The following is a 23,723-nucleotide window of genomic DNA, read 5'->3' as shown; positions in this document are numbered from 1 at the left end:
AAAACTGTGCAAAGATAGCTTGTTTTTATTACTTTTGTCGCATTGACAAGCGAAATATTTCCTAAGATGCGCAAAGTTTACTACATTTATAATCCCCAGACGCAGACGTACGACCGTATTTATCCTACCGTGAGGCAGCGGGCGCTGAGCATTCTCCGCCGTTTGTTCATCGGTATGGGGCTGGGTGCGGGCAGTTTCATCGTATTGCTGCTTATCTTCGGCTCTCCGTCGGAGAAGGAGTTGCGAAAGGAGAACAGCAAACTGCAGGCGCAGTACAACGTCCTCTCCCGCCGGCTGGACGAGGCTATGGGAGTGCTGCAAGACATACAGCAGCGTGATGACAATCTGTACCGGGTGATTTTCATGGCCGACCCTATTCCTTCTGCCATCCGTCAGGCTGGATACGGCGGTACCAACCGCTATGAGCATCTGATGGATATGGCTAACTCCGACTTGGTTATCAATACCACGCAGAAAATGGATATGATTAGCAAGCAACTCTATATCCAGTCCCGCTCCTTTGACGATGTGGTGGAGATGTGCAAGAATCATGATGAAATGCTGCGCTGCATTCCTGCCATACAGCCGGTTTCCAATAAAGACCTCCGTAAGACCGCTTCGGGTTACGGTACGCGTATTGACCCCATTTATGGTACCAGCAAGTTCCATGAGGGTATGGACTTTTCGGCTCCCCAGGGCACGGATGTCTATGCCACGGGAGATGGCACCGTGGTGCAGATGGGCTGGCAATCGGGCTATGGCAACAGAATTGTGATAGACCACGGCTTCGGTTATCAGACGGTGTATGCACACTTGCGCGATTTCCGGACGAAGTTGGGCAAGAAAGTGGTACGTGGTGAGGTCATTGGCGGGGTAGGCAGTACGGGCAAGAGTACTGGTCCGCACTTGCACTACGAAGTACACGTTAAGGGAAAAGTTGTGAATCCCGTCAACTACTACTTCATGGATCTCAGTGCCGAGGATTATGACCGCATGATACAGATTGCGGCGAACCATGGTAAGGTGCTTGATTGACGGATGATTTATAGAGAAAGGATTACATCATGCTGAATACAGATAAGAATTTAAAGTTATATTACTCCATCAGCGAGGTGGCTGCCATGTTCGATGTCAACGAATCACTGCTCCGTTTCTGGGAAAAGGAGTTTCCGCAACTCAATCCGAAGAAGGGGGGGCGGGGAATACGCCAGTACCGTAAGGAGGACATTGAGACAGTGAAACTTATCTATCATCTGGTGAAGGAGCGCGGAATGACCTTGCCCGGCGCCCGCCAACGGATGAAAGACAATAAAGAAGCTACGATACGCAACTTTGAAATCGTAGATCGCCTGAGAGCTATCCGCGAAGAACTGGTAGGCATGAAACTGGCATTGGATGAGTTTACTTACGAGGATGTGGAGAGCTTGAAGGAAAATATTCAAGGACTGAAGTAGAATAAATACCACTCCGTTTATTCCTCTACTCTCGTCACTTGTTTTATATTCTGTATCTGCTTCAGGTTATTGCAGATAGTGCGCACGTCGTCCACATCGTGTACATAGAGTTGTATCTTTCCTTCGAAGATACCGTCGTTGGTTTCGATGGTCAGTTTACGGATATTCACGTTGAGCTGGCGGGAGATGACTTGAGTTACTTCGTTCAGCAATCCCATGCTGTCTATACCTTTTATATATATGGTGACGAGGAACGACAAATCCTTGTGAGTGTCCCACTCGGTGGCGATGATACGGTTTCCGTAGCTACTCTTAAGGCGGGTGGCAACGGGGCATTGGCGCTTGTGGATGACAACACGGTTTTGCTCGTCGATGTATCCCAGTACGTCGTCACCCGGAATGGGATGGCAACAGTCGGCCATAATATAGTTCTTTGAGATGGTCTCTTCCGTCAGCTTCAGAATCTGCTTAGTGTTGATTTTCTCTTGCGGTGTTTTCTCTTCCGGTTGTTCTTTGGCATCCTTGTTGTCCTTGTTACCGAAGGAGAAGGTCAGGAACTTCTTCCAGTTGCTGTTCTGCTTTTCCTTGAACACGTTCTTGTCGGCATCGCCCAGCACAACCCGTTTGTTGCCGATGGCAACGAGCAGCTCGTCGCGGGTGTGGAAGCCGTGCAGCCTGGTCAGCTTGTCCAGAGCAGCATTATCCATACGTATATCCTCGTTTTTGAAGAATTCGTTCAGTATGGTTTCACCTTCTTTCTGATAGGCTTTCGCCTCTTTGCGCAGGATGGCGGCAATCTTGGCGCGGGCGCGGGCGGTGGTGGCATACACTTCCCACTCCGGCTGCACGCGTTGCGATTTGGAGGTCAATATCTCTACCTGGTCACCGCTTTGCAGTTTGTGGCTTAGGGGAACCAGTTTGTGGTTTACCTTGGCGCCGATGCAGTGGCTGCCGATGTCGGTATGCAAGGAGAAGGCAAAGTCCAGTGCCGTAGAGTTCTGCGGCATGGTCTTGAGGTCGCCTTTCGGGGTGAAGACGAAAATTTCCGATGCAAACAAGTTCAGTTTGATGGTATCGAGAAAATCGATGGCGTCCGGTTGTGGGTCGTCCAGAATTTCCTTGATGGTACGCAACCATTTCTCCAGTTCGCCTTCATCTTCGCTGCCTCCGCCTTCTTTGTATTTCCAGTGGGCGGCAAAGCCTTGTTCGGCAACGTCATTCATGCGTTCACTGCGGATTTGTACTTCAATCCATTGCCCGTTGTTACCCATAAGGGTGACGTGCAGGGCTTGGTAGCCGTTGGCTTTGGGATGGCTCACCCAGTCGCGCAGGCGGTCAGGGTGGGGCTTGTATATCTTGGATATGGAGACGTAAATGTCGAAGCAGTCGTTTAGCTCTTCCTCTATATTGCGGGGCTCGAAGATGATGCGGACAGCAAGCAAATCATAGATTTCCTCGAAGGGGACATGCTTGGTCTGCATTTTGTTCCAGATGGAGTAGATGGACTTTACACGGGCAAGGATACGGTATTTCAGTCCCATTTTGTCCAGTTGCGCCCGTATCGGAGCGGTGAACTCATTGAATACCTTGTCGCGCTCCACGGCGGTGGCTTCCAGTTTCTCTTCTATCTCGTGGTACTCTTCCGGATGTTCGTACTTGAAGCTCAGGTTTTCCAGTTCTGTCTTGATTTTGTACAAGCCGAGGCGGTTGGCGAGCGGGGCATAAATATAGAGTGTTTCGCCTGCAATCTTGAACTGCTTGTTGGGCAGCATGGAGCCGAGTGTACGCATGTTATGCAGACGGTCGGCTATCTTGATGAGGATAACCCGGATATCGTCGGACATGGTGAGCAGCAGCTTCTTGAAGTTCTCTGCCTGCGCCGAGGCACGGTCGCCGAAGATACCGCCGGAAATCTTTGTCAGCCCGTCTACAATCTGGGCGATTTTGGGACCGAAGATGTTTTCAATATCCTCTACGGTGTAGTCGGTGTCCTCCACCACATCATGCAGCAATGCCGAGCATATGGAAGTAGACCCCAGTCCTATCTCATTACAGACAATCTTTGCCACAGCAATGGGGTGCATGATGTAGGGCTCGCCGGAACGACGCTTGATGCCCTTATGCGCCTGGTTGGCAAAGTTGAATGCTTTGGTTATTATTTCGACGCGCTTGCGGTGCTTGGTGGCCAAATAGTCGTTCAACAGTTCTTGGAATGCCTGTTCGATCATTTCCTCTTCGGCTTTTTCCTTTTCCTTCTGACTTATATTTTCTTCCATATACTGCTTTCTCCTTTCTTCACTTCACTTTTTGCAAAAATAAGCAATTTTCAACACCGGGCAAGCGTTTATGTCTTTATTTATAAATCTTCAAGCGCTTTCCTGCGGAGATTCTGGTACTGCGCAATCCATTCCAACTTTTTAACTGATTGACAGTGACACCGTATTTCCGTGCAATGCTGCCGAGATTCTCGCCACTGCGTATCTTGTGGTAGGTGACATTCCCCGTAGCGGTACTGCCTTTGCTGCTACGTGCCGTCGAGCGTGTATTGGAAACGGCCACGACTCTGCGGTTCTTGAACAGCTCGTTACTGCGGTGGGCATAGATGGTGTCTTGCTTGTCAATGAAGGCACTGATGTAGTTGATGGGGAGGCGTAGCGTCTGCGGCTTGCTCTCTCCGGGGATGATGCTTTTCTTGAATTGGGGATTTAGGCTCTTTATCTGGTCCAGGCTGATGCCGCATAGGTCGGAAATCTGCTCGAAATGAAGGTTACGGCTTACTTGCACCGTATCGGTTGCTTCCGGAATGTCGGTTTCCATGGGGCAGATGTTGTGCTTGCAGTAGTAGGTCATTACGTAGTTGGCGGCAATGAAGGCGGGCACGTAGCCGCGTGTCTCTTTGGGCAGATAGTTGTAGATTTCCCAATAATCGGTTTTCCCTCCCGAGCGGCGGATGGCTTTGTTGATGGTGCCCGGACCGCAGTTGTAGGCGGCAATCACCAGGTTCCAGTCTTTGTAAATGTCATACATGTCCTTCAGGTAGCGTGCTGCCGCCCAGGTCGCCTTTATCGGGTCACGGCGTTCGTCTACGAGGCTGTTGCTTTCCAGTCCGTATATCTTTCCGGTGGCGAGCATAAACTGCCATAGTCCGCAGGCTCCCGCGCGGGATACGGCAGAAGGGTTGAGAGCAGATTCTATGATGGGCAGGTATTTCAGCTCGAGCGGCAGGCCGTAGGCATCCAGCGCTTCTTCGAAGATGGGCATATAGAAGTTGCAGGCGCTCAGCATGAAGGCAACCTGGTTGCGCAGACGTCCGGCATACATGTCGATGAACTTGCGCACAATCTCGTTGTATGGCATTTCCATGACGGTCGGCATGCGCGACAACCGGTCTATGTATACAGAGTCACTGAACATCGGGTTTACGGTAGAGGTGCTGCAGTCTTTTCCCAAGTCTATGTAATTCTTGGCTTTCCAGTCATTGAGCAGGCTGTCCAGCGGATAGGTCATGCTTTTGGGCAGCTCGATGGATTCCTGGCGTTCCGTGCCGTTTTCGCGGATAAGCACTTCCACGCTTTCTTGCGCATGCATGGCCGGAGCGGTGAAGAGGGCGCAAAACAGAAGCGAGGAACCGAGAATAATTCTTTTCATATATATGGCCTTGTGTGTCATTAGGTAATAATTTATGCTTTAATTTTCGTTTTTAGAATCGGAAACTGCATTGCACGCCGACGTTCTTATTAGAGGAACCAGTCATCTGGCTGTTGATTATGGCAGGTTCCACTTTCATGCTGAGGTCGGGGGTGATGTCAAAGTTGGACAGCTCTGCGTCTACGTATGCGTCGACAACAGACAGCAGGTATACACCGATAAAGGCGAAGATGCTCAAGTCGCGGTATCGTCGGAAGGTATCCTTACGCTTCCGTAGTGTCTCCGTCAGCTGGCTTTCGGTATAGTTATAGTTGGGAGGCAGCAGGTCGGTAATGGTACTGGAGTTGAAATTACCATTTACGGCATCCTTGTAGGCGGCCGAATAGTCCTTATACATCTTGCTGTTCCACGTAAGGGCATAGGCACAACCGGCAAATCCTCCATAGAAGATGGGCAGTTTCCAATACTTGCGGTTGTAAATTTGTCCACCGCCGGGAATGACGAGGGCAAGCCAGGTGGCTTTTGTGGGATTAGGTACCCACCTTTTGGGGTCGATGGCCTTTTGCAGACTGTCTGTAGGCACGGGCTGTTCCTTCAGGTCGGGGCTGGCAGTCATTTCCAGCATCTTCCGCTTGTTTTCGGCTGCAAGACTGTCGGCAACAGTGAGGCTGTCCCGGTTCACCACGGTGTTGAGTGTATCGGTCTGATGCCGCTGCGCACGCTTGGAAGCGGCACGTGGACGGTCCTGACCATACATAGCAATCCCTGCCATCTGTAAAAAACAGAGCAGCAGGGCAATGGCTAACTGATATATTCTTCCTTTTTTCCTCATTTATTTCTTCAGCGTATCAAGAATGCCGATGATACGTTCCAATTCTTCTTCGTTATTGAACGGGATACTGATTTTACCTTTTCCTTTCTCCGAGCAGGTTAGCTGCACCTTGGTACTGAAAAAGCCCGAGAGCTGTTGTTTCAGCATATTGAATTCTTCGGGCAGTTTGGCGCGCTTGGGGGCAATCTTACGACCACCGCTCTTCACGCTTTCGCCTTCACTCAGTGACTTTACTATTTCTTCCACTTTGCGTACGGAATACCCGTGCTCCAGGATTTCTTCGAAAATCTTCACTTGCAGTTTGGGATCGCCAAGCGTTACCAACGCGCGGGCATGTCCCATGTCTATCTGCTTGTTCTGCAGTCCCATCTGGACGGGGGCGGGCAGTTTGAGCAGGCGCAGGTAGTTGGCAATGGTGGTACGCTTCTTACCTACGCGTTCGCTGAGGCGTTCCTGCGTCAGTCCGTATTGTTCCAACAGATGCTGGTAAGCGAGGGCTATTTCTACGGAGTTCAAGTCTTCGCGCTGTATGTTTTCGATGAGCGCCATTTCCATGACGTTCTCGTCATCTGCAGTGCGGATATAGGCAGGGATGCTTGTCAGTCCGGCAAGCTGCGAAGCACGGAAACGACGCTCGCCGGCGATAATCTGGTATTCGTCGTCGCTAAGCTTGCGCAGGGTGATGGGCTGTATGATGCCGATTTCGGAGATGGAATCGGCTAACTCCTGCAACGCAACCGGGTCGAATTCATGACGGGGCTGGTTGGGATTGACCGTAATCTTCGACAGCTCTATCTCATTGATAGAGGAGGAGCCTTCGGTCTTTACTTCATCCATGGAGAAGAGGGCGTCCAGCCCGCGTCCTAATGCATTTCTTTGTGCCATCTGTTTATTTACTATTTGACGATTTACAATTTAACCATACGGGATGATTTGTTTGTGCATTGTAAATATGGTATTTATCACTAATCATTAATCACTAACCACTATAATCACTTCTTTTCGTTTCTGCTTATCAATTCCTTGGCAAGTGCCATGTGGTTTTTGGCTCCGGTTGAGTCTGCGTCATAGAGAATGGTGGGCAGGCCGTAGCTGGGAGCTTCGCTCAGTTTCACATTGCGCTGGATGACGGTGTTGAATACCAATTCCTGGAAGTGGCGTTTCACTTCATCGTAAATCTGGTTGGCCTGGCGCAGACGCGAGTCGTACATCGTCAGCAGGAAGCCTTCGATTTCGAGGGCAGGGTTCAGCTTGGACTTGATGATTTTAATGGTATTCAGCAATTTGCTGATGCCTTCCAGTGCAAAATATTCCGCTTGTACGGGGATGATTACCGAATCGGCGGCAGTCAGTGCGTTGACCGTAATCAGACCCAAAGACGGGGAACAGTCTATCAAGATATAATCAAACTCATTCTTCAGCGGAGCGAGTACTTCTTTCAGTATCTTTTCGCGGTTTTTCAGATTGAGCATCTCTATTTCGGCACCTACCAGATTGATGTGGGAGGAGATTACCTTCAGTGTGTCTATCTCCGTGTCATGAAGGGCCTCGCGTACGTCTGCACGGTCAATAATGCACTCGTAGATAGTACATTCCGACTGCTTGATGTCCACACCCAATCCTGAGGAGGCATTGGCCTGCGGGTCGGCATCTACAACGAGCACTTTCTTTTCAAGCGTGGCGAGTGAGGCTGCGAGGTTGATTGTCGTCGTAGTCTTGCCTACACCACCCTTTTGGTTAGCCATAGCAATTATTTTTCCCATAATCTCAATATTTATTGGCAGCGAAATAAGTGATAATTCCGGATAGCGCCTACAAATTTGGAGAAAGATTGCAAAAACGGTTGATAAGTCGGCTGTTTTGTTAATAACTCACAGACGTTTACCGCTGTTTTTCTTCTTGTAAATTGCGCGTAAAGCGTTCTTTCTCTGTTTAGTGGGCAAATATACGTATTTATCTTGAAATGAAGCTGATTTTTTGTCTCGCTTGCAGAAGATTAAGATTTGTAAACCAATGGAAGACATTGGCTTGGACTATTCTCTCTACTTGCATGAGATGTACATCTCGTGTTGTTTGAAACGTGCATCTCATGTTGCTCGAGATGTACATCTCATGCAGATGGACTACCGTGTGGAAGATGGTCGGGGGATAAGTTGTTCCCGGGCAGAAGGAGAGGAGCTGGTGTCAGACCAAGGCTTTGACGAACTCCCAGCAGAAGTACGCACTCATCACACATTTCACTACTGTGCCCAGCAAGAATCCAAGCAGCGAGCCCAGCCCCGATTTCAAGGCCTGGTCTGTCTTGCTGCCTCCCATCAGTTCGCCGGCAAAGGCTCCGAGAAAGGGGCCGAGGATGATGCCCCAAGGCATGAAGAACAACCCTACGATGGTGCCTATGAGGCAGCCGCGCGTTCCCCACCGACTGCCTCCGCTGTATTTGCTGCCCAGCATCGGGACGAAATAATCCAGTATCTGTACAAGGACGACTGCTGCCAGCCATAAAAGTAACTGCGTGGTGGAAAACTGCGCCTTGTCCGTGAAATGTAGAAGCAACAAGCCTGCATAGGCTACGGGCGGTCCCGGAATCATAGGCAGGATGCAGCCTGCCAATCCGACAATCAGGCAGAGGATGCCCAAGATGATGAGAAGAATGTCCATAGGTGTATCGTTTCTGTTGGTGAAGATGGCAGCGGTTGTTCCCTGCTACTCGAATCGGTTGTATATGACAATGGGGCGGGAGCGGCGTGTGCTCATCGACGGGAACCATATATCGTCGGCTGTGAGGCCACATTGCTTGATGGCTTCGGCGCAGTATTCCAGTCGTCCGAAGTCGGCATCGACATTGTTTGTACCGAATGTGAATTTGATTCCACGTGCTTTGGCGCGACGGATAATCTCGAAACTGGGAATCCGGTAGCGTGCATTGATTTCCAGAGCGATTCCATGTTGTTGCAATACATCCAATACGCGTTCAATGCGTCCGTCCGTCCAGTACTTGTCGTAATCATGCGCCATAGTATCGGGCAAGAAGGTAGGGTTGGCATAAATGTCGGCAGGCTCGTTGGTCAGAATCAGGACTGTTTGGTCGACAAGGTGGTCCATATACTGTTCAAGCGTAATGTCATCAAAGAGTGCTTCTTCGGCCCGGTAGATGCGCGAATTACGTCCCTTGTGGTCTATGATGGTCATGGCGTCGGTAAACAGGTAATCGAAAATCCCCAAGGCTTCCTGCGAGAAAGTTGCCGTCCATTTGCGTCCCTCACCTTGTACACCGCATAGGAATGGCATCTCTTTTACTTCATTAAAATAGTCATACACTTCTTTGTCGTCGGCCAGCATACGTCCTACGCCTCCTTCTCCGGCATTGGGGGCGACACCATAGTTGATACCGTAATTCATGGACATGGCGTGTGCCGTTTCCTTCGTCAGCCCTCCTTTCAAGTGAACGTGGTAGTCTATAACTGGGAAATCGCGCTGCTGTAGCCTGATTATCTCATCCGTGTGCTCGTCTACCGGAGCAAGCGTGTCGGCTTCGTTGCGTGCTTCCTTGGCAAGCCGTTCGATGGCGAGATTCCGGAATGACACTTCGCCGTGTATGCCTTGCAGGGCAATGGAACCTTGACTCAGCAGTTGCCGGGCGTGCTCCTCTGTGCGATATGGGTGTCCGGGTTCGGTATAGCAAACAACTTCGGTTCCGTTAATGCAGACAATGATGTTTTGTCCGCGTACGGTTATCTCGAAGTCAAACCATTCTCCATCTTTTGCGAGTGAGCGATAGAGGTTGCGCACCGAGGCGAGTGAGCCGCTCTTGCGTGTGCCGTCGATGTCTCCGTTACGGAATATCACTTCATAACCGGACTCGCCGTCCGTATGAAAGAGGAGGCCTGCTTCGGAGCCGGGTTGTGTGAGGGCTTCTCCGGTGAGTCGGAAATTTTGGTATTCTTTGTCGTTGAAGAGCTTCCGGCCTTCTGCAATGACCGGGTCTGCCGTGTGAAGCGTAGATGTCCCGTCATTCCATTGGTCAAGTGGCTCGGGAGAACTGCTCCTGCCACAGCTTGTCAGGGTTGTTAGAAACAGAATAATTGCGGCAGCTGCCGTCTCGATGCGTGCAGCAATGGTAGAATGGCAAAAAGTGTTCATTATAGCATGGATTTTATGAATGATTATATTCCAACTATTGTCGGTACAAAGTTAGCCTTTTCTGAAAATATCTTTGAATACAAAAGAATTATTATCTTTGTAGTATTCTGTTTAAAGCCTTTTTAGCTACTTTTGCACGATAATAAAAAAGAAAGTTATGGAAAATCAGAGACCTTTGATATTGATTTCCAATGATGACGGCATCATTGCGAAAGGTATTAGCGAGTTAATCAAATTCCTCCGTCCGCTGGGCGAGATTGTGGTAATGGCGCCGGATGCACCCCGCTCTGGAAGTGCGTGTGCGCTGACTGTAACGGAACCTATCCACTACCAGTTGGTCCGTAAGGATGTTGGGCTGACGGTATACAAGTGTTCCGGTACGCCGACCGATTGTGTGAAGCTGGCTTTTCATACGGTGCTCGACCGCAAGCCCGACTTGGTGGTAGGCGGCATCAACCACGGCGACAATTCTTCTGTAAACCTGCATTATTCCGGTACGATGGGCGTTGTGATAGAGGGATGCCTGAAAGGAGTGCCTTCCATCGGATTCTCCCTTTGCAACCATGAGCCGAACGCTGATTTTGAACCTGCAGGTCCTTACATCCGCGAGATAGCCCGGCTGGTATTGGAGAAAGGACTCCCTCCGTTGACATGCCTCAATGTCAACTTCCCCGATACCAAAGAATTGAAGGGTGTGAAGATTTGCGAACAAACCAAGGGGCAATGGACCAATGAATGGGAAAACTTTGCTCATAGAGGAGATGCCCATTACTACTGGCTGACCGGCGAGTTTGAGAACAACGATGCCGAAAATGAGAAGAATGACCATTGGGCGCTTGATAACGGTTATGTGGCAATCACCCCGACCACGGTGGATGCAACGGCATACGGCTTGATTGATGAACTGAAAGCATGGTTCTGAATTAATTGACAATTATCAATTGATATGAAGTATTACTTGATTGTCGGTGAAGCTTCCGGCGACCTGCATGCCTCCCATCTGATGGCTGCATTGAAGGAGGAGGACTTGCAAGCGGAGTTCCGTTTCTTCGGAGGCGACCTCATGGCTGCAGTGGGCGGTGTGATGGTGAAGCATTACAAAGAGTTGGCGTATATGGGGTTCATTCCCGTATTGCTGCATCTGCGCACCATCTTTGCCAATATGAAGCGCTGCAAGGAGGATATTGTTGCGTGGCAGCCGGATGTGCTGATTTTGGTGGACTATCCGGGCTTTAATCTGGATATAGCCAAGTTTGTCCATGCCAACACAAGGATTCCTGTCTTTTATTATATTTCTCCCAAGATTTGGGCATGGAAGGAATACCGCATCAAGAATATTAAACGGGATGTGGATGAGCTGTTCTCCATCCTACCGTTCGAGGTGGAGTTTTTTGAAGGGAAGCACGGGTATCCAATACATTATGTCGGCAATCCGACAGTGGATGAAGTGACGGCTTTTCTTGCTTCCAGCTCAGAGACATTCGACGACTTTGTCCGGGCAAACGGACTTTCGGCCAAACCCGTTATTGCTCTGCTGGCCGGTAGCCGCAAGCAGGAAATCAAGGACAATCTGCCGGACATGCTTCGTGCGGCAGCTTCTTTTCCCGATTATCAACTGGTGCTGGCCGGTGCTCCGGGCATTTCTCCCGAGTATTACAAACGTTATGTGGGTGGGGCGGACGTGAAGATTATCTTCAACAAGACATTTCCTTTGTTGAGGCAGGCAGAGGCTGCACTGGTCACTTCGGGGACAGCAACGCTGGAAACTGCTCTGTTCCGTGTGCCGCAAGCGGTGTGCTACCATACTCCGATAGGGAAGGTTATCGCTTTCCTGAAACGGCATGTACTGAAAGTGAAGTACATTTCCCTGGTCAATCTCATAGCCAACCGGGAGGTGGTGAAAGAGCTGGTTGCAGATACCATGACGGTAGAGCAGGTACGCTCGGAGCTGAACCGCATTTTGTACGATAAGGAATACCGCCGTCAGATGCTCGAGGGATATGAGTATATGGCATCCCGTCTGGGAGAGGCAGGGGCACCCAAACATGCTGCCCGCAAGATGGTGGCATTGTTGAGGAGGAGCAGGGAGGAATAGTCGAAAAATTAAGAATTTGTTAAAATGGGGAAAGCCGGTGCAGTAAATGCCCGGCTTTTGTATTTTCTATACAGAAACAAATGAAAAGAACTTTGATTATGAAAAAGCTACATTGGTTATTTATGGCAATATGTTTGGCAGTGATGCCCGCTTTGCAATCATGTGATGATAACGACGGATATTCTTTGGGTGATTTTACCCCGCCTTTGTGGGCTACTGTGCGTGTTACGGGAAATGCCTTTTATTTAAACTGCGATGTCTGGGGGACACTCTGGCCGGTAAATACGGACATTGGGTGGTATGATGCTGTGGATGGGCAGCGTGTGATTACCGTGTTCAATCCTTTGTGGGACAACTATGCAGGATATGACCATGCTGTGAAGCTGCTGCGTCTGCAGAACGTCTTGACGAAAGAGGTGGAGACGCTGACTCCCGAAACCGAAGAGGAATTCGGTAATGACCCCGTGCGTATATATAAAGGTGATATTACCATCAGTGGTGGCTATATGAACATTTTTTTCATGCAGAACCTGCCATCTTCGACTGATAATAAACACCGTATCAGCCTGGTGCGTCCGCAAGAAGATGATACTTTGTATGGCGAAGATGGATACGTCCATTTGGGACTCCGCTATAACGACTATGATGACCTGACGGGACGTCGTAGTCCTGGTGCTGTCTCCTATAACTTGAACAGTCTGGACATCCCCTCTGAAACCAAAGGCATCAAGTTGAAACTCAATTCAGAAGAGAATGGAGAGGTGGAAGTAACCTTTGATTTGAAAACTGCGGGGAGTAATGAAAAGCTGACTACTAATGTGGATTTGTCCAATATGCAGTTGAAGTAAGAAAGAGTTTGCGAGAGTATATAGTTAGAAAGAGCACCCGTGATTTTGATGTCATTCATCTTGCCCGGGTGCTCTTTTTATATCTGTTTTATGTAAGTTTGGTCATGTGAGCCGTCGTTAGAACATCGTCAAGGCATATAGATAAACAACTGCTGCAGGAATTGCCATCAGGGCACTGTCGAAACGGTCGAGCATCCCTCCATGCCCCGGCAGAATGTTACCGGAATCCTTGATGCCCAATTGGCGTTTCATGAGTGATTCGGTCAGATCGCCCCAAGTGCCGAAAATGACGACAACGATTGCCAGACCTACCCATTGCCATCCTGGCATAAAAGGAAAGAAATGTGCAAAGCCAAGAGAGGAAGCGATGGAGAATATTCCGCCGCCGATGCTGCCCTCCCAGGATTTTTTAGGTGAGATACGTTCGAACAGACGGTGTTTGCCTATCAGCGAACCTACGCAATAGGCACCTGTATCGCTCAACCAGATAAAAACGAAAATGGAAAGCGGTAGAATAGGGTTGTAGGTCACACTGCCCGTTTCCGGGGAGTTCTGAAAAGCAAGTACGTTCAGCAGGGCAAAGGGGAGTGCCACGTACAATTGGCTTAGCATGGAGTAGGCCCAGTTACCCGTCGGATTCTTTTTCTTGAGGTAAAGTTCCGTAATCATCATGTAGAGCAATAGTCCCAAATAAGGAAGGAATACCCGTGCTCCTACAGACTGCTGGGTACAGAAACTCATTAATGCAAGGAAAAGGTAGGCTCCCCCCAATGCAGTGATGGTCTTGTTAATGCTTACTTCGCCGCTTTTGCTGACTAATTGGGCAAACTCATGTACGCTCAGTGCGCTGATAATGGTGAACAGTATACCGAACGAAAGGGGGCTGTAAATAATACAGCCCACCAATACTATGACGAATAACACGCCGGTAACGGCACGTTGGATAAAGTTATTTTTCATGCTTTTCTTCTTCTTCCTTGACTTCCTTTTCTGCTTCTATGGCTTTTTGCTCTTCTTCTTGCTCCGCTTTTTTCAGCTCGGCAGCAGTCTTGTTTGCACTGATTTCCTCCGAGCGGGAAGCCCATGGACGTTTCCCAAAGATGTGTTCAACGTCTTCGGCAAAGATTACTTCTTTGTCAATCAGCAGTTGTGCCAGCCGGTTGTGCCCTTCTTGGTTTTCGGACAATATTTTCTTGGCACGTTCGTACTGTTCGTTGACCATCTGCTTCACTTCTTCGTCAATCAGTTCCGCAGTCTTTTCGCTATACGGGCGGTTGAAGGAATATTCCTCATTATTATAGTAACAGAGGTTGGGTAGTTTTTCGCTCATACCCAGATAGGCAATCATACCGTACGCCTGCTTTGTCACGCGTTCCAAGTCATTCATGGCTCCGGTGGATATTCTACCTAAGAATAGGTCTTCGGCGGCACGTCCTCCCAAGGTGGCACACATCTCATCGAGCATCTGTTCCTTAGTGGTGATTTGCCGTTCTTCCGGCAGATACCAAGCCGCGCCCAAAGCGCGTCCACGGGGTACAATGGTTACTTTAATCAGCGGATTGGCGTATTCCAGTAACCAGGAGATGCTGGCATGGCCGGCTTCGTGTATGGCAATGGAACGGCGTTCGGCCTCGGTAGTGATTTTGGTTTTCTTTTCCAACCCACCCACAATACGGTCTACGGCGTCCAGAAAGTCTTGCTTTCCGACAAACTTTTTGCCGTGGCGGGCAGCTATCAAAGCTGCTTCGTTACATACATTGGCAATGTCTGCCCCCGAGAATCCGGGAGTCTGGCGTGCCAGAAGGTCTACATCCACACTATTGTCTATCTTGATGGGGCGCAGGTGTACACCGAATACTTCCTTACGCTCATTAAGGTCGGGTAGGTCTACATGTATCTGGCGGTCAAAACGTCCGGCGCGCAGCAATGCCTTATCCAAAACATCCACACGGTTGGTGGCGGCTAAGATGATAACACCACTGTTGGAGCCGAAACCGTCCATCTCGGTCAGTAACTGGTTCAATGTGTTCTCGCGCTCGTCGTTGCCACCCATAGCGGCTGCTTTGGCACGGGCACGCCCTACAGCGTCAATCTCGTCGATGAACACGATACAAGGTGCTTTTTCCTTTGCTTGGCGGAACAAATCGCGGACACGGGAAGCTCCCACGCCGACAAACATTTCCACAAAGTCGGAACCTGCCAAAGAGAAGAAAGGTACGTTGGCTTCTCCGGCCACGGCCTTTGCAAGCAGGGTCTTTCCGGTTCCCGGAGGGCCTACCAGCAAGGCGCCCTTGGGTATCTTACCTCCCAAATCGGTATATTTCTGGGGCTCTTTCAAGAACTCGACAATTTCTTCTACCTCTTGCTTGGCTTCAGCAAGTCCTGCCACATCCTTGAATGTAATCTTGATGGGGGAACCTTTTTCAAACAATTGGGCCTTGGACTTTCCTACGCTGAAGATGCCTCCACCTCCGCCCATGCCTCCACCACCGCTCATGCGGCGGGACATGAAAATCCAGAAACCGATAAGGAATGCAAAGGGGAGAATCTGCCACAAAATGGCACCGAAGTAGTTCCGCTTTTTTTCGTAGTTAATGGAGCCGTCAAAGTGGGCGTCGTCTCTTTCCTTTTGCAGGAAATTACCTAGGCTCTCGCGTGAGGGGGCCTCGGTCGTAATAAGCGGATTCTTGCCTACGCGGCTGGAGTCCTGACGAAATACGTTTCCTACGTGCTGGGGTTTGACGTATGCTTCGACGGAATTGTCGTCGTAGCCGATGACTTTGCTTATATAACCGTCTCGTACATATTGCTGGAATTCATCATAAGAGATGTTTTTAGTTGCCGTACCACTTTCATTGGTCAGGTACAACCCCAGCAACATCATCGCTATAATCATATACAGCCAGTTCAGGTTGAACTTGGGCATATTCACTTTATTGGGTTTCTTGTTGGTATTATTGTCCATACGTTTTGATTAATCGAGGTCAGGAATTTGAGTTAATTTGGCGTCTGCCCATAGGTGCTCCAGATTGTAGAATTCCCTTGTTTCAGGCAGGAAGACATGCACCAATATGTCCGAGTAGTCCATAGCTACCCATTCGGCATTGCGCAGCCCGTCTACGGCAAAGGGCTTGGTATCGGCACCCTTGCGTGTGAAGTCCCTGATGGATTCTACAATGGCTGTCACTTGGCTGGGAGAGTTTCCTTGGCAGATGACGAAATAATTGCATATTGTATCGTCGATTTTTGTCAGGTCTGCGATGACGATTTTTTTTCCTTTTTTATCTTGAATACCTTCTGTTATCTGTTGAATCAGTTTCTTCGTTTCGTTCATTATACATTATTATATTAAAACAGTTGACAAATATACGTTGATTTCTCATATCAAACACGCAAAAGAGGAAAACTCTTTCAATTTTTGATTTTTTTTAGTTATATAATCCTTTGGATTACGGTATCTTATCAGTTTTTTGCGAAAAAAATACTCGTTTTTGTTTTGATTTATAGAAATCTTTGTATCTTTGCAACCGCAAAACGGAAATAATAACAATTGGGCTATGGTGTAATGGTAACACTACAGATTCTGGTCCTGTCATTCCTGGTTCGAATCCAGGTAGCCCAACGAACTTACCTTATTTAAGTCAAAAAACCACTAAAATCGCAAGTTTTAGTGGTTTTTTGTTGCTTTTCGACCATGTACGAAAATTTCAGTGTAGGCATTCGGTGGCAAATTCAGTGACAAGGCTTCTGTAAGCCGGAAATATTCTGTAAATTTGTAGCATTTCAACATTAAAGCAGAATTTTATGGCAAAAGAATTAGCACTGAAGTACGGCTGTAACCCTAACCAGAAGCCGGCTCGCATTTTCATGCAGGAGGGGGAGTTACCTATTGAGGTTTTGAATGGACGTCCGGGGTATATTAATTTTATGGATGCCTTGAATGGATGGCAGTTGGTAAAGGAACTGAAAGAGGCGACCGGTATGCCTGCTGCAACTTCATTCAAACACGTCAGTCCGGCGGGTGCCGCCATCGGCTTGGAACTCAACGAGACAATGAAGAAGATTTATTTTGTGGATAATCTTCCGCTCTCTCCGCTTGCTTGCGCATATGTGCGTGCCCGCGGTGCCGACCGTATGTCTTCCTATGGTGACTTTATCGCTTTGAGTGATGTGTGCGACGAGGCTACTGCACGTTTTATTAACCGCGAGGTCTCGGATGGCGTTATTGCTCCGGGGTATACGGACGAAGCACTGGCTATCTTGAGGGAAAAGCGTAAAGGAACTTACAATGTGATTCAGATAAGTCCCGGCTATAAGCCTGCCCCGATTGAACATAAGGATGTCTTTGGTATCACGTTTGAGCAGGGACGTAATGAGATAAAGCTGAATGGAGATGAACTCTTTGCGAATATTCCTACTCGGAATAAGAATTTCCCGGAAGCAGCGAAACGTGATTTGATGATAGCCCTTATCACTTTGAAATATACGCAGTCGAATTCTGTATGCTATGTGAAGGACGGTCAGGCTATCGGTATTGGTGCCGGCCAGCAGAGCCGTATCCACTGTACTCGCTTGGCGGGCAACAAGGCCGACATTTGGTATTTACGCCAGCATCCGAAGGTGTTGAATTTGCCATGGGTAGAGAAAATCCGCCGTGCCGACCGTGATAATACGATTGATGTCTATATCAGTGAAGACCATGACGATGTGCTGGCTAACGGTGTTTGGCAGCAGTTCTTTACGGAGAAACCTGAAGTGCTGACCCGTGAAGAAAAACGGGCTTGGTTGGATACATTGAAAGGTGTTTCTTTGGGTTCGGATGCATTCTTCCCTTTTGGAGACAATATTGAGCGTGCCCATAAGAGTGGAGTAGATTACATTGCCCAAGCGGGTGGTTCTGTACGCGATGACCATGTGATTGAAACTTGCGATAAATATGGCATTGCCATGTCGTTCACGGGTATCCGTCTGTTCCATCATTGATAAGGTGTATAAAAAGTAGACCCGCCCCCACGGCTGCATAGCTGTAGGGGCGGGTTCCTTTTTTATTAAGTCTTATCTTGTTACGTTATCCTTGGTTTTTGATGTTCTCGTCCACCACTTTTATCTTTTCTTTCACAAGCTCGATGTCTGCTTTCAGCTTTTCCACCTTGCGGTTGATTTCTGTCAGCAGACTATTTCCCTTCTTGGAAGAAGTGGTCAGGAAGCCGAGATTGTTTTCATATGTCTGGAGCTCGTTCTTCATATTGTCGAAGGCACGTACCAGCTTCTCACGTTCCCGGTAAAGGGCTTGTGGACTACCTTCCTGAATGGAGCTGATAGTCGACTTGAAATTGCTTAGCTTCTTGTTGGAGGCACTGATGTTGAAGCGTTCAAACAATTTGTCTATCTGACTATGGTATTGCTTATAGATTCGGTCTTTCTCTTTGAAAGGTACATGTCCTACGCCGTTCCATTCTTTCATGAGGTCGCGTACCAGTTGGGTAGCTTCCTCCGTATCCATTTGGTCATCGATAGCATTCAGTTTCTCGATGATGTTTTTTTTCTTTTCCAGATTTTCCTGCTCTACGCTGCGCTGTGAAGAAGTGGCTTTGTTCTTTTGTTCGAAGAAGTAGTCACAAGCGGAGATGAAACGTTTCCATACGGCATCCGAATATTTCTTTGCTACCGGACCGATGGTTTTCCATTCTTTCTGAAGTTTGGTCAGTTCATCGGCAGTTACTTTCCAGTCGGTACTGTCCTTAAGAGCTTCTGCTTTTTCGCACAAGGCACGCTTCTTTTCCAGGTTTTCGTTCATACCTTCCTTCAGGGTCTTGAAGAACTCTCCCTTTTTACGGAAGAACTCGTCGCACGCTTTGCGGAAACGTTCGAAAATCTTCACGTTCATTTTTTGCGGAGCGAAACCGATGGTCTTCCATTTGTTTTGAAGTGCGATGACTTCTTGCGTTTTGCTCTCCCAAGAAGCAAAGTTTGTCAGTTCTTTGTAGTCGATGGCTTCTATGATTTCGCAAATTACGGTCTTTTGGTCAAGATTGTGTTGTTCCACTTCCTTCAACGCTTCGAAATGTTGCTGGTGACGTCGGTTTACGGTTGTAGAGGCAGCTTTGAAACGTGCCCAGATTTCGTCGCGTAGTTCCTTGGCTACCGGCCCTGTATCACGAAATTCTTGATGTAGCTTCTGTAACTGATGGAAAGCTGAAACTACATCCGCTTCATCCGCCAGCTTTTCGGCAGCTTCACAGAGATGTGTCTTGATTTCCAAATTCTTCTTGAAATCGTATTCGCGGAATTCATTGTTCAGTTTCAGAAGGTCATAGAATTTCTCAACATACAATTGGTAGTTTTTCCAAAGCTCGTTGACCTTAGCTTGCGGAACGAGTTTAACTTCGTTCCATTGCTGCTGTAGTTTCTTGAACTCCGTATAGCTCTTGTTGGCGTCATCTGGAGATTCAACCAGCTCCTTCAGCTCTTCGATGATGGAAAGCTTTACCTGCAGGTTCATTTCCTTTTGCTTCTCCAGTTCGGCTGTGAGTGCACTTCTTTTTTCTTTGATGACGGACATGATATTCTTGAACTCTTCCTCCACACAGTCTGTTTGTGGAACAAAGTTCTCCGCGGCGCCTCCGTTTTCAATGAACAGTTTTCTGGCCGCATCCTGCTCAGCATTGTGCAGCTTGTAGAAAGATTGCTTCAAACCGTCTATTTCAGGTTTTGCCACGTTCTCCACGTCTGCAACCACCTCTTTGAGTTTGGCAAGTATTTCCTCTTTCGTGAGCTTCTGAACTGGCTCTACCGGCTTTTCCGAAACGATTTCTTCAGCGGGAGTTTCTGTTGTTGCCGGTTCAGAAACCTCTGCTGCCTTCTTTTCTTCTTCTAATTCCACCGGCTTTTCGGGGAGATTAGTGTCATGAGTGTCCGTCATTGTATTTACTTTTTTAGAAACGGGTTCCTCCCGTTCGGGTTACATTAGGCTACAAATTAATGAAATAAAATGATTACTTCATACAATTTGCCTTGATTTTTTTCTATTTTCTTGTTTTTATGACAGTAAGACAGTGATACCCATGTACAGCATCATGCCTATAATGTCATTGGTGATGGAGATAAACGGGCCGGTGGCAATGGCCGGGTCAACCTTCAGTTTCTCTAAAGTCATGGGGACTAGCGTTCCGAAGATGGAGGCGAACATGACGACTGCAAAGAGGCTGATGGAGACGGAATAAGTGACCGTAGCCGTAGCTCCGAACCGGATAAAATTATAGATGTATACCAGCAGGGAGATGATGGTGGCATTGATGACCGCCACTACTGCTTCCTTGGCTACCTGCTTGAAGGTGTCTTTGGCATCCAGTGAGCTGTTGGCAAGGCCTTGCACGATGATGGCAGACGACTGGGTTCCCACGTTTCCCCCCGTACCACCAATCAACGGAATATAAAGGGCCATTTCCGGATGGGCGGCGAAAGTCGTGTCGAAGTTACCCAATATCATGGAGTTGCCTATACCACCTAACATACCGATAAGTAACCATGGAAGGCGGGCAGAAGTCTGGCGCATGACATTATCGTCCGTTTCTACATCTTGGGACAAACCGGATGCCAACTGGTAATCACGTTCCGACTGTTCGCGGACTTCGTCCATGACGTCGTCTACGGTAATCTGGCCTACCAGACGCCCGATACTGTCTACAACAGGAGCTGCCACCAAGTCATACTTTTCGATGATTTGTACCACTTCGTCAATGGGGGTATCTACATGGACGGAGATAGGATCTTTCCGCATCACATGCTTTACCTTGGAGACAGAAGGGGAAGTTATCATTTTCTTCAATGGGAATACCCCTTGCAGACGGTCTTCGTCGTCGATGACGTATACGTAGTAAATTTCATCCAGCTTTTCAGCTTGCAGGCGCATTTCCTTCAGGCACTCCGGCATACTCCAGTTTTCATTGACAGTCACCATTTCCGTACCCATCAAACCACCGGCAGTGTCTTCATCATATTTCAGCAGGTCAACGATGTCACCGGCTTGTTCTATATCTTCGATGTGCGAAAGTACTTCCTCCTGCTTGTCTTCATCAAGTTCGCGCATCAGGTCTACGGCATCGTCCGTGTCCATATAATCCACGAAACGCTTGGCAATGGTCTCCGAAGGAAGAAGTTCCAGGAATTCTTTCCGGATGTCTTCGTCCATTTCAACCAGTACGTCCGCTGCCGTTTCGTTGTCAAGGAGGCGGTAAACGAAGCGGGCTTCCTCCAAGCCGAGGTCATTACACAGTTCTGCAATATCCGCCGGGTGAAGGTCTGTCAAAAGTGTTTTGACGTTTTCCGCGTCTTTCTGTTCTATCAGGCTTTTGACTTTGTCTATGTATTCTTCGTCTATTTCCATGATTGTTCGTGTTTGATCACTAATCATTAATCGTTTTCAATGCCTGCTCCACTTGGTTGGTCAGCTGAATAAATTCCTTTACGGACAGTTGTTCCGGGCGTTTATTAAATAATACGTCCTCCGTCAGTGGACAGTCTTTGCCGAGTATCGGCTTTATGGAGTTCCGTAGAGTCTTGCGTCGTTGATTGAACGTGGTTTTCACTACTTGCTTGAACAATTTCTCATCGCATCCTAAATCGTGCGTTTCATTGCGCATCATGCGGATGACGGCACTTTTAACTTTTGGGGGTGGGTTGAAGACATGTTCGTGTACCGTAAACAAGTACTCCACTTTGTACCATGCTTGTATCAGTACGCTTAGGATTCCGTATGTCTTGCTGCCCGGTCCGGCTGCTATGCGCTCGGCTACTTCCTTTTGTATCATACCCGTACAGCAGGGAATCAGGTCCTTATATTCCAGCATTTTGAAGAATATCTGGCTGGAGATATTATAAGGATAGTTTCCCGTCAATACAAAAGCTTGTCCGCCAAACAACCGTTGCAGGTTCATTTTGAGGAAGTCGTCCTCAATGATGTTGTCTTCCAGTTGCGGATAGGCTTCCCGTAGGTAGGCCACTGACTCGTAGTCCAGTTCTACTACTTTGACGTTGCGCTCTTTGGGCAGAAGAAACTGGGTCAGTACCCCCATTCCCGGACCAACTTCGAGGATGGGAATTTCGGGACAGACATCTACCGTGTCGGCGATGTCTTGTGCCACTTTCAGGTCTTTCAGGAAGTGCTGCCCGAGAAACTTTTTAGGTTTAACTACTCTCATGTATCAACTAAATCATTACTTTTGCTCCGTAAATGCAGGCTGTAATGCGAACTACAACCTATCTTTACACGGAGCAAAGGTAGTTCTTTTCAATGAAGAATGAAGAATGAAGAATGAAGAATTTGGGAATATCGTATGAATAAGCTGCTAAAAAAGACATTGAAAATCATCTTACCCATTTTATTAGGTGGTTTTATCCTCTATTGGGTATATCGTGATTTTGACTTTTCAAAGGCAGAAGAAGTTCTCCTTCATCAGACGAACTGGTGGTGGATGTTGTTGTCCTTGTTCTTCGGTGTGATGAGCCATGTGTTACGAGGCTGGCGTTGGAAGCAGACTTTGGAGCCACTGGATGCTCATCCCAAAACAAGCGATTGCGTCGATGCCATTTTCGTATCTTATGCCACCAATCTGGTACTGCCCCGTGTGGGAGAGGTTTCACGTTGTGGAGTACTTGCCAAATATGATAATGTTTCCTTTGCGAAGTCCTTGGGGACGGTGGTGACAGAGCGGTTGGTAGATACGCTTTGCATTCTGCTGATTACGGGGATTACTTTTTTGGTGCAGATGCCCGTTTTTTTCCGTTTTTTTGAGGAGACGGGCACCAAGATTCCTTCGCTGGTGCATCTTGTGACTTCCCCTTGGTTTTATGTGGCTTTTTTTTCTATTATTGGTGTTTTGGTACTTCTCTATTTTCTGTTGCGTATGCTTTCTTTTTTTGAAAAGGTAAAGGGAGTAGTCTTGAATATATGGGAAGGTGTGATGTCGCTTAAGAATGTGAAGAATGTGCCTTTGTTTGTTCTTTACACTTTACTTATTTGGCTATGCTATTTCTATCATTTCTATATAACTTTCTATTGCTTCCAGTTTACGGAGCACCTTAGTTTCCTTGCCGGGCTGGTGATGTTTGTCGGCGGAACGTTTGCAGTTATTGTTCCCACGCCCAACGGGGCAGGACCCTGGCACTTTGCTGTCATCACTATGATGATGCTTTATGGGGTAAATGCTACGGATGCGGGTATATTTGCTCTGATAGTGCATGGCATACAGACGTTGCTGGTGATAGTGTTAGGCATCTACGGGTCGTTGCACCTGGCATTGGCGAATAGGGCAAAGAAATAGACGTTTCTTGTGGTGGGTTCATATATTGTCACTTCTTGTGTTAGAGGACAGAGACAGTACTTATAGAGAGTACTCCTTTAAAAGTACTGTAATACTTCTTTGCAAGTACTTCAGTACTTCCTTATAAGTACTGAAGCCTAAAGGTTGTTGGAAGATTGGTTTCTTTAAACGATATTGTTGCTTGGATATAGAAGTGGGAGAAATTCCTAAATATGGTAGCTATATTAGGTGCAGATGTTCTATCGCAATATGTGAAGATGTAAAAGCCATGTTTAAGATAGCTGATGATTTAGAATTTGTTTTGAAATGCTTAGAAAAATCTCTTAAGGAGTATTTGTATAAATGCCACCGTTACCATTGCTTCTGCCGTTTCCGTCAGGAATT

General features: G+C 47.9%; 21 protein-coding genes and 1 tRNA gene. 9 read left to right on the top strand and 13 right to left on the bottom strand.

What is annotated here, in order from left to right:
• Nucleotides 1-66 precede the first annotated feature (66 nt).
• Together CSD97_RS10040 and CSD97_RS10035 are read left to right on the top strand one after the other, a co-directional pair.
• Complete coding sequence (locus CSD97_RS10040; RefSeq protein WP_005824061.1) at nucleotides 67-1,035, top strand: M23 family metallopeptidase; 969 nt, start codon at nucleotides 67-69, stop codon at nucleotides 1,033-1,035.
• A 29-nt stretch (nucleotides 1,036-1,064) separates the two neighbouring features.
• A complete protein-coding gene (locus tag CSD97_RS10035; protein WP_005824060.1) occupies nucleotides 1,065-1,454 on the top strand; it encodes a MerR family transcriptional regulator in 390 nt (129 codons plus the stop codon).
• A gap of 17 nt (nucleotides 1,455-1,471) precedes the next feature.
• On the opposite strand, the gene CSD97_RS10030 is transcribed toward CSD97_RS10035, so the two are convergent.
• The 7 genes from CSD97_RS10030 to CSD97_RS10000 form a co-directional block, all read right to left on the bottom strand.
• Nucleotides 1,472-3,730: a RelA/SpoT family protein gene (locus CSD97_RS10030; protein WP_005835174.1), complete on the bottom strand. Its 2,259-nt coding sequence runs from the start codon at nucleotides 3,728-3,730 to the stop codon at nucleotides 1,472-1,474.
• A gap of 76 nt (nucleotides 3,731-3,806) precedes the next feature.
• Nucleotides 3,807-5,123 (bottom strand): lytic transglycosylase domain-containing protein, encoded by a 1,317-nt coding sequence (locus CSD97_RS10025; RefSeq protein WP_005824058.1) that lies wholly within the window; start codon nucleotides 5,121-5,123, stop codon nucleotides 3,807-3,809.
• 31 nt (nucleotides 5,124-5,154) lie between these two features.
• Nucleotides 5,155-5,934: a DUF5683 domain-containing protein gene (locus tag CSD97_RS10020; RefSeq protein WP_005824056.1), complete on the bottom strand. Its 780-nt coding sequence runs from the start codon at nucleotides 5,932-5,934 to the stop codon at nucleotides 5,155-5,157.
• Nucleotides 5,935-6,819 (bottom strand): ParB/RepB/Spo0J family partition protein, encoded by an 885-nt coding sequence (locus CSD97_RS10015; RefSeq protein WP_005824054.1) that lies wholly within the window; start codon nucleotides 6,817-6,819, stop codon nucleotides 5,935-5,937.
• A 107-nt stretch (nucleotides 6,820-6,926) separates the two neighbouring features.
• Nucleotides 6,927-7,697 carry an AAA family ATPase gene (locus tag CSD97_RS10010; protein WP_008665665.1) on the bottom strand — a complete coding sequence of 257 codons (771 nt, stop codon included), beginning with the start codon at nucleotides 7,695-7,697 and terminating at the stop codon, nucleotides 6,927-6,929.
• A gap of 421 nt (nucleotides 7,698-8,118) precedes the next feature.
• Nucleotides 8,119-8,592 carry a DUF456 domain-containing protein gene (locus CSD97_RS10005; RefSeq protein WP_035450190.1) on the bottom strand — a complete coding sequence of 158 codons (474 nt, stop codon included), beginning with the start codon at nucleotides 8,590-8,592 and terminating at the stop codon, nucleotides 8,119-8,121.
• Nucleotides 8,593-8,637: 45 nt separating this feature from the next.
• Complete coding sequence (locus CSD97_RS10000) at nucleotides 8,638-10,074, bottom strand: family 16 glycoside hydrolase (protein ID WP_098032349.1); 1,437 nt, start codon at nucleotides 10,072-10,074, stop codon at nucleotides 8,638-8,640.
• Between the two features lie 157 nt (nucleotides 10,075-10,231).
• Between CSD97_RS10000 and surE the strand changes: the two genes are divergently transcribed.
• The 3 genes from surE (at nucleotide 10,232) to CSD97_RS09985 (ending at nucleotide 13,017) form a co-directional block, all read left to right on the top strand.
• A complete protein-coding gene (gene surE / locus CSD97_RS09995; RefSeq protein WP_005824046.1) occupies nucleotides 10,232-10,996 on the top strand; it encodes a 5'/3'-nucleotidase SurE in 765 nt (254 codons plus the stop codon).
• A 24-nt stretch (nucleotides 10,997-11,020) separates the two neighbouring features.
• Nucleotides 11,021-12,169 carry a lipid-A-disaccharide synthase gene (gene lpxB / locus CSD97_RS09990; protein WP_098032348.1) on the top strand — a complete coding sequence of 383 codons (1,149 nt, stop codon included), beginning with the start codon at nucleotides 11,021-11,023 and terminating at the stop codon, nucleotides 12,167-12,169.
• A 98-nt stretch (nucleotides 12,170-12,267) separates the two neighbouring features.
• Nucleotides 12,268-13,017, top strand: a complete 750-nt coding sequence (locus CSD97_RS09985; protein ID WP_165853094.1) for a NigD-like protein — start codon at nucleotides 12,268-12,270, stop codon at nucleotides 13,015-13,017.
• Between the two features lie 117 nt (nucleotides 13,018-13,134).
• On the opposite strand, the gene CSD97_RS09980 is transcribed toward CSD97_RS09985, so the two are convergent.
• Genes CSD97_RS09980 through rsfS form a run of 3 tightly spaced genes read right to left on the bottom strand, consistent with a single transcriptional unit; the run spans nucleotide 13,135 to nucleotide 16,351 of the window.
• The gene (locus tag CSD97_RS09980; RefSeq protein WP_016274134.1) at nucleotides 13,135-13,977 is read right to left on the bottom strand and encodes a phosphatidate cytidylyltransferase; all 843 of its coding nucleotides are present in this window, start codon (nucleotides 13,975-13,977) and stop codon (nucleotides 13,135-13,137) included.
• Nucleotides 13,967-15,982: an ATP-dependent zinc metalloprotease FtsH gene (gene ftsH / locus CSD97_RS09975; protein WP_016274133.1), complete on the bottom strand. Its 2,016-nt coding sequence runs from the start codon at nucleotides 15,980-15,982 to the stop codon at nucleotides 13,967-13,969. Before ftsH ends, CSD97_RS09980 begins: the two co-directional genes overlap by 11 nt.
• Before the next feature lie 9 nt (nucleotides 15,983-15,991).
• Nucleotides 15,992-16,351, bottom strand: coding sequence for a ribosome silencing factor (gene rsfS, locus CSD97_RS09970; protein WP_005824036.1), 360 nt, complete (start codon nucleotides 16,349-16,351; stop codon nucleotides 15,992-15,994).
• Nucleotides 16,352-16,568: 217 nt separating this feature from the next.
• On the opposite strand from rsfS, the gene CSD97_RS09965 reads away from it, so the two are divergent.
• Together CSD97_RS09965 and CSD97_RS09960 are read left to right on the top strand one after the other, a co-directional pair.
• Nucleotides 16,569-16,639 (top strand) — tRNA-Gln (locus CSD97_RS09965).
• A gap of 182 nt (nucleotides 16,640-16,821) precedes the next feature.
• Nucleotides 16,822-18,000 carry a phosphoribosylaminoimidazolecarboxamide formyltransferase gene (locus tag CSD97_RS09960; protein WP_005824030.1) on the top strand — a complete coding sequence of 393 codons (1,179 nt, stop codon included), beginning with the start codon at nucleotides 16,822-16,824 and terminating at the stop codon, nucleotides 17,998-18,000.
• Nucleotides 18,001-18,085: 85 nt separating this feature from the next.
• On the opposite strand, the gene CSD97_RS09955 is transcribed toward CSD97_RS09960, so the two are convergent.
• From CSD97_RS09955 to rsmA, 3 genes are all read right to left on the bottom strand, one after another.
• Entirely contained in the window at nucleotides 18,086-19,939 is a 1,854-nt protein-coding gene (locus tag CSD97_RS09955) for a DUF349 domain-containing protein (RefSeq protein WP_098032346.1), read from the bottom strand.
• Nucleotides 19,940-20,056: 117 nt separating this feature from the next.
• Nucleotides 20,057-21,397 carry a magnesium transporter gene (gene mgtE, locus CSD97_RS09950; RefSeq protein WP_085929928.1) on the bottom strand — a complete coding sequence of 447 codons (1,341 nt, stop codon included), beginning with the start codon at nucleotides 21,395-21,397 and terminating at the stop codon, nucleotides 20,057-20,059.
• A gap of 25 nt (nucleotides 21,398-21,422) precedes the next feature.
• Nucleotides 21,423-22,217 (bottom strand): 16S rRNA (adenine(1518)-N(6)/adenine(1519)-N(6))-dimethyltransferase RsmA, encoded by a 795-nt coding sequence (gene rsmA / locus CSD97_RS09945; protein WP_009037169.1) that lies wholly within the window; start codon nucleotides 22,215-22,217, stop codon nucleotides 21,423-21,425.
• A 135-nt stretch (nucleotides 22,218-22,352) separates the two neighbouring features.
• Between rsmA and CSD97_RS09940 the strand changes: the two genes are divergently transcribed.
• Together CSD97_RS09940 and CSD97_RS18970 are read left to right on the top strand one after the other, a co-directional pair.
• Complete coding sequence (locus CSD97_RS09940) at nucleotides 22,353-23,339, top strand: lysylphosphatidylglycerol synthase transmembrane domain-containing protein (RefSeq protein WP_009037168.1); 987 nt, start codon at nucleotides 22,353-22,355, stop codon at nucleotides 23,337-23,339.
• 181 nt (nucleotides 23,340-23,520) lie between these two features.
• Nucleotides 23,521-23,723, top strand: a 203-nt coding sequence (locus CSD97_RS18970) for a hypothetical protein (RefSeq protein WP_206746643.1), incomplete at its 3' end; no start/stop codon positions are given.

The sequence above is a fragment of the Bacteroides sp. AR29 genome (assembly GCF_900217715.1).
GTDB classification, from domain to species: domain Bacteria; phylum Bacteroidota; class Bacteroidia; order Bacteroidales; family Bacteroidaceae; genus Bacteroides; species Bacteroides uniformis.
This window is presented reverse-complemented; position numbering and strand designations above follow the sequence as displayed.